Here is a 13,599-nt window from a genome sequence, read left to right on the forward strand (position 1 = left end):
CGGTCAGGACAGCCTGAAGCGCGTCTCCGTCAGCGACTCGAGTCCGAACTGGGCCAGCAGCTCGCGCAACCGCGCCGCAGCACTCGCTTTGCGCTGGCCGGTGTAGCGGGCAATGATGAGTTCGTTCTTCAGGCTGTGTTCCCAGCCCACGAGTTCGGTGACGGTGACCTGGTAGCCATTCGCCTCGAGGTAGAGGCACCTCAGCACATTGGTGAGCTGGCTGCCGATCTCGCGCGTATGCAGCGGATGCCGCCACAACTCGGCCAGCGGCGTGCGCGACAACGCGAGTGCCTTGGTCTCGCGCAGGCAGGCGGCAACTTCGGCCTGACAACAGGGCACCAACACCATGAACCTCGCGCGCTTGGCGAGGCCGAAGGCGATGGCATCGTCCGTGGCGGTGTCGCAGGCATGCAGCGCGGTCACCACATCGATTCGCTCCGGCAGCTCGGCGGCGGCCGCGGATTCGGCCACGGTCAGATTGAGGAACGACATGCGCTCGAAGTGCAGGCGTTCGGCCAATGCCCGCGACTTGTCGACGAGATCGGTGCGCGTCTCGATCCCGTAGACATGCCCCGCGCCCCGCGCGCGGAAGAACAGGTCGTAGATGATGAATCCGAGATACGACTTGCCCGCGCCGTGATCGGCCAGCGTTGCCTCGGCACCGCCGCCGGGCAGCTCCTGCAGCAGCTTCTCGATGAACTGGAAGAGGTGGTAGACCTGCTTGAGCTTGCGCCGAGAATCCTGGTTGAGCCGCCCTTCGCGCGTGAGGATGTGCAGCTCCTTGAGAAGTTCGACCGATTGCCCGGGGCGCAACTCGCTCTGCACTTCGGCTTCGGCCTTTGCCGCCTTCTCCGTCTTGGCGAGCTTGCTCATCGCGCGGCTCCCGGACCGACGTCAAGCGCTTCCCAACCCGAAGGCCCAAGGTTCTCGAGCGTCTCCATGTTGCGGCCGAAGATGGCCTCGGCATCCGGAAAGGCCTCGACGGCACGGTCCACGCTGTCTTCACGCAGCAGATGCAGCGTGGGATAAGGCGCCCGGTTGGTCGCGTTCGTGATGTCGTCGGCTTCCGTGCCGGCGAACTGGAAACGGGGGTGAAAGCTGGCCAGCTGGAGTTCGCCGTCGAAGCCTTCCCGCGCGAGCCGCCGCTCGGCGCGCGCGAGGAAATCGTTGAAGTCGAAGAAATCGGTCAAGGTGTTGGGAACGATCAAGAGCGTGGTATCCCTCTCGGCGGCACTGATGTCGCGAAGCGCCCTCGCCTCGGCGACCAGCGCATCGATCAGCCCGGATTCGTCAGGCGAAAGGTACACCTCATAGTGAACTTGTCCGCGGACGTGGACGGCCTTTGCAAACGGACACAGGTTGAGCCCGATGACGGCGCGCTCGAGCCAACGGCGCGTATCGGCCTCGGCCTGCTCGGCGGAGACGGTGAAGGGCTGGTTCATGCAGTTCCCCTTCGCGGCAAGGCCGGCAACAGCCGGGCGGCCAATGCGATGCCTGCCAGCGAGCATGTCAGCGTCACGACCCAGGTCCATTGCCAGCCGCCCGCGCGATGCGCGATCCACGCGACGAACGGCGGCGCAGCAAACTGACCCAACGACGAGGCCTGCACCATCAGGCCGATCGTCGTGGACACGGTGGATGGCCCCGGCGCCAGCCGCACGCCCAGCAGGAACAAGGTCGCCGGTATGACGCCCCCGCCGAGCGAGAACATGCAGACGGCCAGGTAGCGAAGCGCAGGCGGAAGGCTCAGGGCGCCTTGCGACGCCCCGACCTGCGCGAACGCGGCAACGCCGCCAAGCGCCATGACGGCAAAGCCCCAGCGAAGCAGGCGATCCGGCGCCACGCCGCGCTGCAACAGCCGGCCGCCGGTCACATTGCCGACGATGTTCATCGCAGCCGCAAGCGCCGTCAGCGCGGCCGTCCATCCTGCAGGAACGCCGGCATCGACATAGATCGCCGGCAGGAATCCGATCACGGCCATCCATTGCGACGAATAGACGGCGAACGCCATTGCCAGCGTCCACGGGCCACTGGCGCTCGCGGTTTCGCGCAGGCGCGCAGGCCATGACCCGGCGGCGCCGGCAGCGAGCCGCCTTCCGAGGCGATCGCCCGGCACCACGCATGCCACCCACACGGCTGCGGCCGCCGACAGCAGCCCCAGGGCCCACCACCATCCCGGCCAATCGAACCGGGCGATGAAGACCGGGCCCACGAGCAACGCAAGCGCGACGCCGAGCGGCATGTACGCACCCCACAGGCCCATCGCCGCCTTTTCCGCGTTTGGGGGAACCATGGCGCGGATCAGACCCGGCCCGGGCATCACCGCGAGAAGAAAACCCAACCCTTCGAGCGCCCGCAGCGCCAGAAGCAGAGGAAGCGCCTGCGCCTTGTCGTGGATCGATGCGCCGACGAAGCCGCCCAGCAGGCTGGCGCAGGAAACGAGCACGAGCCCCGTCAACATGCTCCGGCGCAGGCCGATCGAGTCGGCCGCGAGACCGACGAAGATGCCGAGGCTCATGCTGGCAAGCTGTATCAGCGAAAGCAGGAAGCCCGCTTCGACCAGCCCGACGCCGAGTCCCGACTGCAGCGCCGGCACCGCAGGCGGCAACTTCCCGATGTGCAACGCTGCAGCAACCCCGGCGGCCACGACGGCAAGGGCGGCTACCGGCACCCGCACACCGGTGCGAGCGGCGTTGTTCATTCGATCCACCGCCGTCCGGTCAGGCGTTCGAATTCACGGATCGCGAATCGATCGGTCATCCCGGCAATATAGTCCGCCACCGCCCGATGCCGGTCGGTGCCCTCCGCGTAGCGTTCGGGCATCTGCGTCGCATCGGCAAGGTAAGCATCGAACAATTCACGGACCACGTCCTTCGCCTGGTCGGTCGTCGCCGTGACCCGAGGATGCCGGTACAGGTTGCGGAACAGGAAGCGCTTGAGCTCGGACGATTCGCGGCGCATGGTGTCGCTGAACAACACGAGCGACCCGGCCTTCCGCGCGGCATCCGCATCGGCGGGCGCAGCGGACCGGATCGCGGCCGACGTGGCGTCGATCACGTCGTACACCTGCGCGCTGAGCATGCGCCGGATCGCTTCGTAGAGCACCCGCCTGCCGCGAAGCGCCGGAAACTCGGCCAGGGTCTCCCTGCGATAGCGCTCGAACAGGCCGAGCTCGCCCAGCAGCTCGATATCGATCAGACCCGACCTGACGCCGTCGTCGATGTCGTGCGCGTTGTAGGCGATTTCGTCGGCGAGGTTGCACAGCTGCGCCTCCAGGCTGGGCTGCGTGCGATCGAGGAAACGGCGCGCCACCCGGCCCGGCTCTGCCGCCTCGAGGCGCTCCGCATTCGCGCGGGAGCAGTGCTTGAGGATGCCCTCGCGCGTCTCGAAGCTCAGATTGAGCCCGTCGTACCGGGGGTAGCGGTGCTCGAGCTCATCCACCACGCGAAGGCTCTGGAGGTTGTGCTCGAAGCCGCCGTGATCCTGCATGCAGGCATCGAGCGCATCCTGGCCCGCATGGCCGAACGGGGTATGGCCGAGATCGTGCGCAAGAGCGATCGCCTCGACCAGATCTTCATTGAGCCGCAACGCCCGCGCGATCGAGCGGCCAAGCTGTGCCACCTCGAGCGAATGCGTCAATCGCGTCCGGAAAAGATCGCCCTCGTGATTGAGGAACACCTGCGTCTTGTAGACCAGCCGCCGGAAGGCCGTCGAATGCACGATGCGGTCGCGGTCCCGCTGGAACGCGTCGCGCGTGGGGGCCGGCGCTTCGGCATGCCGGCGTCCGCGCGATTGCGACGCATGGCTGGCGTAGGGCGCAAGGCTCATCCGCGCCGCTCAGCTCTTCGCGCAGCACTGCGCGAGCACCTCGCGCACCATCGCATCGGGCGCGCCGCGCATGACGGCTGAGCCCGGCTTGTCGATCACGACGAAGCGGATCTCGCCGGCTTCGGACTTCTTGTCGACGCGCATCAGCTCGAGATAGCGCTCGGCGCCGAGCGCGGGCCCCACGACCGGCAGGCCTGCCCTCCGGATCAGCGCTGTGAGCCGCTGCACGAAGGCCTCGTCCACGCCGCCGAGGCGCTGCGACAGCTGCGCAGCCATGACCATGCCGCAGCCGACCGCCTCGCCATGGAGCCATTCGCCGTAGCCCAGGCCCGATTCGATCGCGTGCCCGAAGGTATGTCCGAAATTGAGAATCGCCCGCAGGCCGGTCTCGCGTTCGTCCTGCCCAACGACTTCGGCCTTGATCTCGCAACTGCGCTTGACCGCATGGGCCAGCGCGGCCGGATCTCTCGCAACCATGGCATCGATGTTCGCTTCGATCCAGTCCAGGAAAGCCATGTCATGGATTGGCCCGTACTTGATGACTTCGGCCAGGCCGGCGCTCAGCTCACGCGGCGGCAGCGTCGCCAGCGTCGAGAGATCGCACAGCACGAGCCGAGGCTGGTAGAACGCCCCGATCATGTTCTTGCCGAGCGGGTGGTTGATGGCGGTCTTGCCGCCAACGGACGAATCGACCTGCGCCAGCAAGGTCGTCGGTACCTGCACGAACGGCACGCCCCGCATGTAGCTCGCGGCGGCAAAGCCCGTCATGTCCCCGACGACACCGCCGCCCAGCGCAAAAAGCACTGTCTTGCGATCGCAACCGTGGCCGAGCAATGCGTCGAAGACGAGGTTCAGCGTCTGCCATTCCTTGTACGCCTCGCCGTCGGGCAGCTCGAGAACATGGACGGCCCGGAACCGATTCGCCAGCGCCGCCCGCAAGGTCTGGGCGTAAAGCGGTGCGACGGTGGTATTGGTGACGATCAGCGCCGTGGTGGCGGCGGGAAGCGCTGCGAAACTGCCCGGGTCACCGAGCAGACCGCTACCGATCAGGATCGGGTAACTCCGGTCGCCGAGCTGGATCTCGACGCTTTCATGGGGGGCGGACAATGGCATGCCCCGAGTTTAGGTGCATGCCGAAACACGCTCTTTCAGTCGGGAAGATCGCTGCCCGGCGGTGGCGACGCGATTCCCGCCAGCTCGAGCTGCATCACGATGATGTTCACCAGCATCGCGACCGTTGGACGTCCGGTTTCGACCACGTCGTGCGCGGTTTCGCGATACAGCGGATCCCGGGCGTCGTACAGCTCGCGCAATCGCCCGAGCGGATCGGCAACTTGCAGCAGCGGACGCTTCACATCGTGCCGGAGACGTCGAAACAGGTCTTCCGGCGCCGATCGAAGGTAGATCACATGAAAGCCCGAACGCAAGGCCGTCCGGTTGGCCTCCCGCAGAACGGCGCCTCCGCCGGTCGCGACGATCCCGTGCGGCGCCGCGGCAAGTTCGGCAATGACGGCTTGCTCGAGATCGCGAAAGCTCGTCTCCCCTTCCCGCTCGAAGTAGTCCCGGATCGAACAGCCGATCCGCTCCTCGATCACGTGATCGCTATCGATGAACGGGAGTTCGAGACGTTGCGCGAGGCGCCGGCCCACTGCAGATTTGCCGGCGCCGGGCAACCCGACGAGTGCGACCGCCACGCGGTGCTGCGAACACCGCGCGTCAACGCGCGGCGTTACGGTCGGTAATCATCTTCGGGGTGATAAAGACGAGCATTTCGGTCTTGTTGGCAACGCGATTGCGCGTACGGAACAGTGCGCCGACGTAGGGCACTTCACCCAGCACCGGTATGCGCGATTCGTCGTTGGTTTCGGTGAGCTCGAAGATACCACCAATGACGACCGTACCGCCGTTCTCGACCAGCACCTCGGTCTGCACGTGCTTCGTGTTGATCGCGAAGCCGGCGGTGGTCGCCTGACCCACCGTGTCCTTGTTGACGTCCAGCGTCAGGATGATGTTGCCCTCGGGCGTGATCTGGGGCGTGACCTCGAGCTTGAGGTTGGCCTTGCGGAACGCGATCGAGGTCGCGCCGCTCGACGTTGCAACCTGATACGGCAGTTCAGTACCCTGTTCGATCAGCGCCTTGGTCTGGTCAGCCGTCACGACGCGCGGGCTCGACACCACCTTGCCCTTGCCGTCGGCTTCCAGGGCGGAGATTTCGAGGTTCAGCATCCGCGAGAACGCCGAATTGAAGAGCGAGATCGCGAAGGTGCCCGGCGAATTGCCGTTGCCCGACACACCGGTGGAAGGCAGGTTGACGAAGTTGCCCTGCGTGAACGACGGGAACGTCACCGTCGGCAGCGTCGTGGTGCGAGTCGACGAAATCGTGCCGTCCGCGTTCAGCGTCGTGCTGCCGGTCGTCCCGCCGCCGGTCACCGAGGGGAACGTACCCACGCTGTTGTTGTTGTTGATGACGCCACCGCCCATCTTCACGCCGAGCGACTTGCCGAAGGTATCCGACGCCTCGACGATCCGGGCTTCGATCAGAACCTGGCGCACCGGCACGTCCAGCTTCTGGATCAGCTCGGCCACCTGGGCAAGGCGCGACGGAATGTCGGACACGAAGAGCTGGTTGGTCCTCGCTTCGGCCAGCACGCTGCCGCGGGGGCTCAGGATGCGGGTCGTCGTGCCCGAACCACCGCCACCGCCGCTGGCCGAGCCCGTACCGGTCAGGCCCTGGGCGATCGTGACAGCCTTCGTGTAGTTGAGCTGGAAGGATTGGGTGCGCAGGGGCTCCAGGTTCTGGATTGCGTTCTCCGCCTCGAACTGCAGCTTTTCCTTGGCGTTGATTTCATCCTTCGGAGCGATCCAGAGAACGCTGCCGTTCTTGCGCATGCCGAGGTTCTTGGCCTGGAGGATGATGTCCAGTGCCTGATCCCACGGCACGTCCTTCAGTCGAAGGGTCAACGCACCCGTGACCGAATCGGAGGTCACGATGTTGAAGTTCGTGAAGTCGGCGATCACCTGGAGCAGCGAACGAACTTCGATGTTCTGGAAGTTCAGCGACAGCTTCTCGCCGCTGTAGCCCACGCCCTGGGTCAGCTTGGTCGGGTCGACCTTGCGCGGACGGACTTCGACGACGAACTGGTTTTCGCTCTGATAGGCGCTGTGCTCCCACTCGCCCTTGGGCTCGATGGTCATGCGCACGCGATCGCCCACCTGCTGGGTCGTCACCAACTGAACCGGCGTGCCGAAATCCGCCACGTCAAGCCGGCGGCGCAGGCCTTCCGGCAAGGTCGACTTGGTGAACTCCACGACGAGGTTCTTGCCCTGTTGACGAATGTCGACGCCCACCTGGTTGTTGGCCAGATCGACGATCACGCGGCCGGTGTTGTCGGAGCCGAGGCGGAAGTCCACATCCTTCAGCGGCAGCATGTCGCGATTGCGGTTCTCCGCGAAGGCGCCTTGCGCGGACTGGGCCAGCGCAACACCGGGCACGGGCTCCAGCGCGACGAGCAAGGACTTGCCCTGAATCTCGGTCTTGTACGCGGTCGCCTGCTTGAGGTTCAGCACGAGGCGCGTGCGCTCCCCGGCCTGGACCACGTTGATCGAGCGCAGGTTGCCTTGGTTGACGTCGATGGCAGAACGACCGATCGCATTCGTCACGCCGGGAAAATCGAGTGCGACACGCGCTGGCGTCTGGATGGCAAACCCGGTGGGCGGCGCGGCGAGCGGCTGAGAGAAGTCGATCCGGACAACTTCCGAACCCGATTGCATCGAACTCGTGACCGACTCGATGGCGTTCTGGGCATGCACGATGGCCGCGGCGCTGAATGCCAGCACAGCCGCGCCCGCAGCGCGCAGCCAGTGCGCGAGCATCGATTTTTGTTGATTCATTTCGTCCTCTCTTGCAACTGCAGCGTCGCCACGCGTTCGATCCATTCACCGGCGGCGTCCTGCACGATTTCACGCAAGGCGAGTTCGGTTTCGGTGATACGGGTGATCTTCCCGTAGTTGAGTCCCAGGTAGTTGCCCACCTTCACTTGATAGAGCAGCTTGTCGACGCTGATCAGGGCAACCGGCTGTCCGTTTCGATTGAGGCTGCCCACCATCGCCATCGAGTCGAGCGGGAAGGCTTCGAGCGCCTCCTTGCGGCGCGTCAGCTCGGGAGCGATCAGGCCGGATGTGCTGGGCTGGTTCGAGTCGCGGCGCAGTGCCTGCGTCAGCTTCTGCATGTTGAACGGCTCGATCGCACCGGCCTCGGTGTACGGCTGCGGCGTGAACTTCTTGGGTTCGGAGATGGGCGGCACATTCGGCTTGACCGCTGCACGCTGCTCGGTCATCCAGGTTCGCAGTTCGTCCTGATCCGATCCGAAGCAACCGCTCAGCCCCACGACGGCGGCACAGAGCCCTAGGAATCCGAGCGTTCTCATTTCTTCTTCGCCCCGGCTGCTGCGCGCTTTTGCATGTTCTGCTCTTGCTCGTCCAGATAGCGGTAGGTCCGTGCGGTCGCGTCCATCACGAGCGCACCGTCCTTCGCCGGGGTCACGGAGAGATTGTTCAAGGTCACGATGCGCGACAGATTCGCAACGTCCGCGGCGAACGCACCCATGTCGTGGTAGCGGCCGGTCACGCGCACCGCGATCGGGAGCTCGGCGTAGTAGTCCTTCACGGAAACCTGCCCGGGCCTGAACAGCTCGAACTGCAGGCTGCGGCCGAGGCCGGCCTGGTTGATGTCCGACAGCAGCGCATCCATTTCAGCCTTGCTGGGGAGCTGCTTTTCGAGCAGCGTGACGTACTGCTGGACCTGCTCGCGCTGCTTCTTCAGAAGCTCGAGGTTGGCCGCCTGGGCGACCTTCTTCTGATAGTCCGCCCTGAGCGTGACTTCCTTGGCGCGAGCCGCTTCCAGTTCGTCGTTCGAATTGGTGAGCCAGACGAACCAGAGAGCGACGACCACCGCGGCGGCCACTGCGACGCACAGGGCGTAACGCGGAATGGCCGGCCAAGCCGAAGGATCGTTCGGATTGAGGCCTTGGAACTGCTCGCCGAAGCTCCGCAGCGCGGCTCCGACGTCGATCTTGGGAGAAGAGCGTTTGGTTGCCATGATGACGCTTACCCCTTGGCTGCCGGTGCAGCCGCACCTGCCGGCTTCTGAGCGTCAGTGGGCCGCTTCAAGCCAATGCGCATCGTGAAGTTGGCGACGCGGCGCTGATCGCGGGGACTCAGGTTGATGTTGGTCGACGTGATCTCGACCAGCTCGGGCTTCACCAGCCACGGGCTGTTGTTGCCGAGGTTGCGCAGCAACTCGGACACCCGCTCGTTGGACTGGGCCATGCCCTGCAGCGTGACCGTCTGGTTGTCCTGCTTCATGCTGGTCAGGTAGACACCGTCGGGCAACTGGCGAACGAGTTCGTTCAGCAGGTGCACCGGCATGTTGCGGTCACCCTGCAGATCTTCCACTGCCTGCTGGCGCGCCCGCAGGGCAGCGATTTCCGCCTGCAGGGTCGAGATCTCCTTGATCTCCGCATCCAGCTTGGTGATTGCCGACTGCAGGATGCCGTTCTTGTCCTGCTGGTTGGAGATCTGAGCCTGGAACCAGAGGTAGGCAGTGCCGGCGACCAACACGCCGACGACGGCGGCCAACCCCAAGGTGGCGAAGAAGGTCTCGCGGCGGCGCTTGCGCGCCGCCTCGCGATGGGGAAGAAGATTGATGAGGATCACTGCAGGAACCTCCGCATCGCGAGGCCGCAGGACGTCAGGTACGACGGAGCCTCACGGCGCACTTTCTTCTCGCGAATGCTGCTGCCGATTTCCATGCCATCGAACGGATTCACGAGCGAACACGCAAACGAGGTCTGGCGCGTGACCGCGCTGGTCAGCCCGGGCAGCGACGCGGAGCCTCCTGCCAGCAGCACGTAGTCGACGCGGTTGTGGGGCGTGCTCGTGAAGAAGAACTGAAGCGCGCGCGCGATTTCCTGCGCAATGCTCGCAACGAACGGCTTGAGCACTCCGGCACCGTAGTCTTCGGGCAGATCGCCGCTGCGCTTCTTGGCTTCGGCCTCTTCGGCGGAGAAGCCGTACTGCCGAACGATGAGCTGCGTGAGTTGCGCGCCACCGAAAGCCTGGTCGCGGTCGTACAGGACTTCCTGGTTCTTCAGCACCTGCATGCTGGTGGTGAATGCGCCGACTTCGAACAAGGCCACGACGGCATCGTGTCCCTGCCCAGGCAACTGCTCGATCAACCGCGCGGTCGCGAGACGCGACGCATAGGATTCGACATCGAGGATCACGGCCTTCAGCCCGGACGCCTCGGCGAGGCCCTGGCGATCCTGAACCTTTTCCTTGCGCGAGGCGGCGATCAGCACTTCGACATCGCCAGCGGAGGTCGCGCTTTGCCCCATCACGCAAAAATCGAGGCTGACCTCGTCCAGCGAGAAGGGGATGTACTGGTTGGCCTCGGACTCGACCTGAATCTCGAGTTCCTGCTCGCTCATGCCGCCGGGCAGGACGATCTTCTTGGTGATGACGGCGGACGGCGGCAGAGCCAGTGCCACGTTCTTGGTGCGGGTGCCGCTCTTGCGCACGACGCGGCGCACGGCCTCGGCGACCTCGTCGAACTTCTCGACATTGCCGTCGGTGATCCACCCACGCTCCAGCGGCTCGATGGCGCAACGCTCAAGCACGAGCTTGCCGCTTGCGTCGCGGCCGAGTTCGACAAGCTTGACGCTGGAAGAACTGACGTCCAGCCCGAGCAAAGGCGCGGGCTGACGGCGAAATAACGATCCCAGGTCAATCAAGTTCAATCCCATCCGTTTGTAACGATTGGAAAAATTTGCGTGTGGTTGCATGCTAGCAGCAAGCCCCAATGCCAACCAAGCGCGCGATCCCGACTACAGCGCCAATCGTTGTCAAAAGTCGACGTAACAGTTCCCTTCTGCAACTTTCGTCACAAATAAGAGTACTTGGGTCCTAACTGCTACGAACGGGCCGTCCCCACGGACCGCGTTTTTATAATGCTCACAGACTCCGACAGCCTCAATGCCCGATACATCCCGAACCAAAGGGCCTGCAAAGGCCCCTCCTTCCAAACGTCCGACGTGGCTGACATGGTTGATGCGGATCGTGCTGTGGGCTCTCGGGATCGCCGCCGCCGGCGCGGTCGCTGTCGTCTGCATCATCGCTGTCGCGCTCGCCGTGGCCTATCCCAATCTTCCCGATATTTCGGAGCTTGCGGACTATCGGCCGAAACTCCCGCTTCGCGTGTTCTCCTCCGAAGGAATACTGATCGGGGAATTCGGTGAAGAACGGCGAAATCTGACGCCGATTTCCACCGTTCCCAAGATCATGAAGGACGCGGTGCTGGCCGCAGAAGACGCGCGCTTCTATGACCACGGTGGCGTTGATTACAAGGGAATGCTGCGCGCAGGACTCGCGAACCTGAATCGCGTGAAAAGCCAGGGCGCATCGACCATCACGATGCAGGTAGCGCGAAATGTTTACCTGAGCTCTGAAAAAACGCTGACCCGAAAGGTTTATGAAGTTCTTCTGACCTTCAAGCTGGAACATCTTCTGACGAAGGACCAGATCCTCGAGATTTATGTGAACCAGATCTATCTCGGCAATCGGGCGTACGGATTCGCCGCGGCATCCGAAGCGTATTTCGGCAAGCCGCTCCAGGACATCACAATCGCGCAGGCAGCGATGCTGGCCGGCCTGCCGAAGGCACCGGGCGCCAACAACCCGGTCAACAATCCTTCGCGCGCCCGTGCGCGCCAACTCTACGTGATCGACCGCATGCAGGAAGCCGGCTTCATCACGGCAGAGCAAGCGGCAGAAGCCAAGAAGGAAAACCTCCATCTGCGCGACGCGGCCGACCCGTCGCGGCTGCACGCCGAATACGTCGCCGAAACGGTTCGCCAACTGATGTACGCCCAGTACGGCGACAGCACCTACACCCGCGGCCTCAAGGTCTACACCACGCTCGTCGCCGCCGACCAGGCCGCCGCCTATCGCGCGCTTCGCAAAGGCATCATGGACTACGAGCGCCGCCAGATCTATCGCGGCCCCGAGAAGTTCGTCGAGCTACCCAACGACCCCAAGGATCTCGACGAAGCCGTGGACGACGCGCTCGCCGACCATCCAGACAACGGCGATGTGATGTCGGCGGTGGTGCTCAAAGCCAATGCCAAGGAGATCAATGCCGTCCGCAGCAATGGCGACGCGGTCCAGATCGTCGGAGAAGGCTTGAAGCCTGCCCAGTCGGGACTCTCCGATAAAGCGCCGCCCAACATCAGGATCCGTCGGGGCGCGGTGATCCGTGTCGTCAAGACACCGAAGGGCAGTTGGGAGATCACGCAGCTGCCGGAAGTGGAAGGTGCATTCGTGGCCACGGATCCGCGTGACGGCGCGGTCAAGGCCATGGTGGGCGGCTTCGACTTCGACAAGAACAAGTTCAATCACGTCACGCAGGCGTGGCGCCAGCCCGGCTCGAGCTTCAAGCCCTTCATCTACTCCGCGGCGCTCGAGAAGGGCTTCACGCCCAGCACGGTGATCAACGACGCCCCCCTGTTCTTCGACGCCGGCACCACCGGCGGCCAGCCCTGGGAACCGAAGAACTATGACGGCCAGTTCGAAGGCCCGATGCCGATGCGGCGCGCGTTGATGAAGTCGAAGAACATGGTCTCGATCCGGATCCTGCAGTCGATCGGCACGCGCTACGCGCAGGACTGGATCACCAACTTCGGCTTCGAGCGCGAAAAGCACCCGGCCTATCTCCCGATGGCGCTCGGTGCCGGCTCCGTCACGCCGATGCAGATGGTGACCGCCTATTCGGTGTTCGCCAATGGCGGCTACCGCGTGAATCCCTACCTCGTGACGCGCGTGACCGACCACAAGGACAAGGTGCTGGTCGACAAGCAGCCCCCGCTGCTCAACGAGTCGATGCGCGCGATCCCGCAGCGCAATGCCTTCATCATGGACAGCCTGCTGCAATCGGTGGCCAGCGGCGGCACGGCAGCCAAGGCGCAGGCGACGCTCAAGCGCACCGATCTCTACGGCAAGACCGGCACCACGAATGACTCGCTGGACGCATGGTTCGCCGGATTCCAGCCGACGATGACCGCGGTCGCGTGGATCGGCTACGACACGCCGCGCAAGCTCGGCGACAAGGAAACAGGCGGTGGCTTGGCCCTCCCGATCTGGATCACCTACATGGAAACGGCGATCAAGGGCATTCCGGTGGCCGAGGTGCCCGCGCCTGCCGGCGTGGTGAATGTCGGCGGCGAGTGGTACTACGACGACTACGCACCAGGCCGCGGCGTCGCGAGCCTGGGTGTCGAGGCCGGCCCGACGCCGCCGGCCGAAGCGATCTCGGCGCCGCCGATCGGTGCGCCACCGCCGCCCGAGGAACGCAGCAAGATCCTCGATCTGTTCCGGAACTGATCAGTCCGGGGAGAAAGTCAGCGGCTGCCCTGCCTGGAGGGTGGCTTCGCGCGTCAGGTTGCCGAAGAACTCCTCGCGGGTCTTGGTGTCGATCCAGGCGTTCCCGTCAAGACGGTAGTGGTAGCCGCCGGAACGCGCTGCCAGCCAGATTTCATGCAGCGGCTTCTGGAGGTTGACGATCAGCTGACTGCCGTTGCGGAAGGTGATCGTGATCATTCCTCCCACGCGCTGGTTGTCGATGTCGGCATCGGTCGCATCGTTGATGCGATCGCAGCTGCGTTCGATCGCGGCCAGCGTGGCCTCGGCGCGGTCCATGTATTCGGGGTCGGTCATTAC

The 13,599-nt window shown here is 64.5% G+C and carries 13 protein-coding genes; 1 reads left to right on the plus strand and 12 read right to left on the minus strand.

Features of this window, described 5'->3' with window-relative positions; all coding sequences use genetic code 11:
• Positions 1-3: 3 nt before the first annotated feature.
• Genes BLW05_RS15575 through BLW05_RS15625 form a run of 11 tightly spaced genes read right to left on the minus strand, consistent with a single transcriptional unit; the run spans position 4 to position 10,619 of the window.
• Positions 4-873, minus strand: a complete 870-nt coding sequence (locus BLW05_RS15575; protein WP_093163857.1) for a class I SAM-dependent methyltransferase — start codon at positions 871-873, stop codon at positions 4-6.
• Positions 870-1,442, minus strand: coding sequence for a DUF1415 domain-containing protein (locus tag BLW05_RS15580; RefSeq protein ID WP_093163859.1), 573 nt, complete (start codon positions 1,440-1,442; stop codon positions 870-872). Before BLW05_RS15580 ends, BLW05_RS15575 begins: the two co-directional genes overlap by 4 nt.
• Positions 1,439-2,701, minus strand: a complete 1,263-nt coding sequence (locus tag BLW05_RS15585) for an MFS transporter (protein ID WP_093163861.1) — start codon at positions 2,699-2,701, stop codon at positions 1,439-1,441. Before BLW05_RS15585 ends, BLW05_RS15580 begins: the two co-directional genes overlap by 4 nt.
• Entirely contained in the window at positions 2,698-3,828 is a 1,131-nt protein-coding gene (locus tag BLW05_RS15590; protein ID WP_093163863.1) for a deoxyguanosinetriphosphate triphosphohydrolase, read from the minus strand. The genes BLW05_RS15585 and BLW05_RS15590 overlap by 4 nt, the downstream gene beginning before the upstream one ends.
• 9 nt (positions 3,829-3,837) lie before the next feature.
• A complete protein-coding gene (aroB, locus tag BLW05_RS15595) occupies positions 3,838-4,941 on the minus strand; it encodes a 3-dehydroquinate synthase (RefSeq protein ID WP_093163864.1) in 1,104 nt (367 codons plus the stop codon).
• A gap of 35 nt (positions 4,942-4,976) precedes the next feature.
• Positions 4,977-5,522: a shikimate kinase gene (locus BLW05_RS15600; protein WP_093163866.1), complete on the minus strand. Its 546-nt coding sequence runs from the start codon at positions 5,520-5,522 to the stop codon at positions 4,977-4,979.
• 22 nt (positions 5,523-5,544) lie between these two features.
• A complete protein-coding gene (gene pilQ / locus BLW05_RS15605) occupies positions 5,545-7,719 on the minus strand; it encodes a type IV pilus secretin PilQ (RefSeq protein WP_093163867.1) in 2,175 nt (724 codons plus the stop codon).
• Positions 7,716-8,255 (minus strand): pilus assembly protein PilP, encoded by a 540-nt coding sequence (locus BLW05_RS15610; protein ID WP_093163869.1) that lies wholly within the window; start codon positions 8,253-8,255, stop codon positions 7,716-7,718. Before BLW05_RS15610 ends, pilQ begins: the two co-directional genes overlap by 4 nt.
• Positions 8,252-8,926, minus strand: coding sequence for a type IV pilus inner membrane component PilO (locus BLW05_RS15615; protein WP_093163871.1), 675 nt, complete (start codon positions 8,924-8,926; stop codon positions 8,252-8,254). Before BLW05_RS15615 ends, BLW05_RS15610 begins: the two co-directional genes overlap by 4 nt.
• 8 nt (positions 8,927-8,934) lie before the next feature.
• Entirely contained in the window at positions 8,935-9,543 is a 609-nt protein-coding gene (locus BLW05_RS15620) for a PilN domain-containing protein (RefSeq protein ID WP_093163872.1), read from the minus strand.
• Positions 9,540-10,619 carry a pilus assembly protein PilM gene (locus tag BLW05_RS15625; RefSeq protein WP_093163874.1) on the minus strand — a complete coding sequence of 360 codons (1,080 nt, stop codon included), beginning with the start codon at positions 10,617-10,619 and terminating at the stop codon, positions 9,540-9,542. Before BLW05_RS15625 ends, BLW05_RS15620 begins: the two co-directional genes overlap by 4 nt.
• A gap of 241 nt (positions 10,620-10,860) precedes the next feature.
• On the opposite strand from BLW05_RS15625, the gene BLW05_RS15630 reads away from it, so the two are divergent.
• Positions 10,861-13,263 carry a penicillin-binding protein 1A gene (locus BLW05_RS15630; protein ID WP_093163875.1) on the plus strand — a complete coding sequence of 801 codons (2,403 nt, stop codon included), beginning with the start codon at positions 10,861-10,863 and terminating at the stop codon, positions 13,261-13,263.
• On the opposite strand, the gene cyaY is transcribed toward BLW05_RS15630, so the two are convergent.
• Positions 13,264-13,596: an iron donor protein CyaY gene (cyaY, locus tag BLW05_RS15635; RefSeq protein ID WP_093163877.1), complete on the minus strand. Its 333-nt coding sequence runs from the start codon at positions 13,594-13,596 to the stop codon at positions 13,264-13,266. It abuts the gene before it with no gap.
• Positions 13,597-13,599: the final 3 nt, after the last annotated feature.

The sequence above is a fragment of the Variovorax sp. YR216 genome, from assembly GCF_900107745.1.
Taxonomy (GTDB): Bacteria; Pseudomonadota; Gammaproteobacteria; order Burkholderiales; family Burkholderiaceae_C; genus Variovorax.

Bases quoted from the DNA above. Each gene is read 5' to 3' on its own strand.
- BLW05_RS15590 (WP_093163863.1), bottom strand. From the start codon at position 3,828: ATGAGCCTTGCGCCCTACGCCAGCCATGCGTCGCAATCGCGCGGACGC.
- cyaY (WP_093163877.1), bottom strand. From the start codon at position 13,596: ATGACCGACCCCGAATACATGGACCGCGCCGAGGCCACGCTGGCCGCG.
- BLW05_RS15615 (WP_093163871.1), bottom strand. From the start codon at position 8,926: ATGGCAACCAAACGCTCTTCTCCCAAGATCGACGTCGGAGCCGCGCTG.
- pilQ (WP_093163867.1), bottom strand. From the start codon at position 7,719: ATGAATCAACAAAAATCGATGCTCGCGCACTGGCTGCGCGCTGCGGGC.
- BLW05_RS15610 (WP_093163869.1), bottom strand. From the start codon at position 8,255: ATGAGAACGCTCGGATTCCTAGGGCTCTGTGCCGCCGTCGTGGGGCTG.
- BLW05_RS15585 (WP_093163861.1), bottom strand. From the start codon at position 2,701: ATGAACAACGCCGCTCGCACCGGTGTGCGGGTGCCGGTAGCCGCCCTT.
- BLW05_RS15580 (WP_093163859.1), bottom strand. From the start codon at position 1,442: ATGAACCAGCCCTTCACCGTCTCCGCCGAGCAGGCCGAGGCCGATACG.
- BLW05_RS15630 (WP_093163875.1), top strand. From the start codon at position 10,861: ATGCCCGATACATCCCGAACCAAAGGGCCTGCAAAGGCCCCTCCTTCC.
- aroB (WP_093163864.1), bottom strand. From the start codon at position 4,941: ATGCCATTGTCCGCCCCCCATGAAAGCGTCGAGATCCAGCTCGGCGAC.
- BLW05_RS15575 (WP_093163857.1), bottom strand. From the start codon at position 873: ATGAGCAAGCTCGCCAAGACGGAGAAGGCGGCAAAGGCCGAAGCCGAA.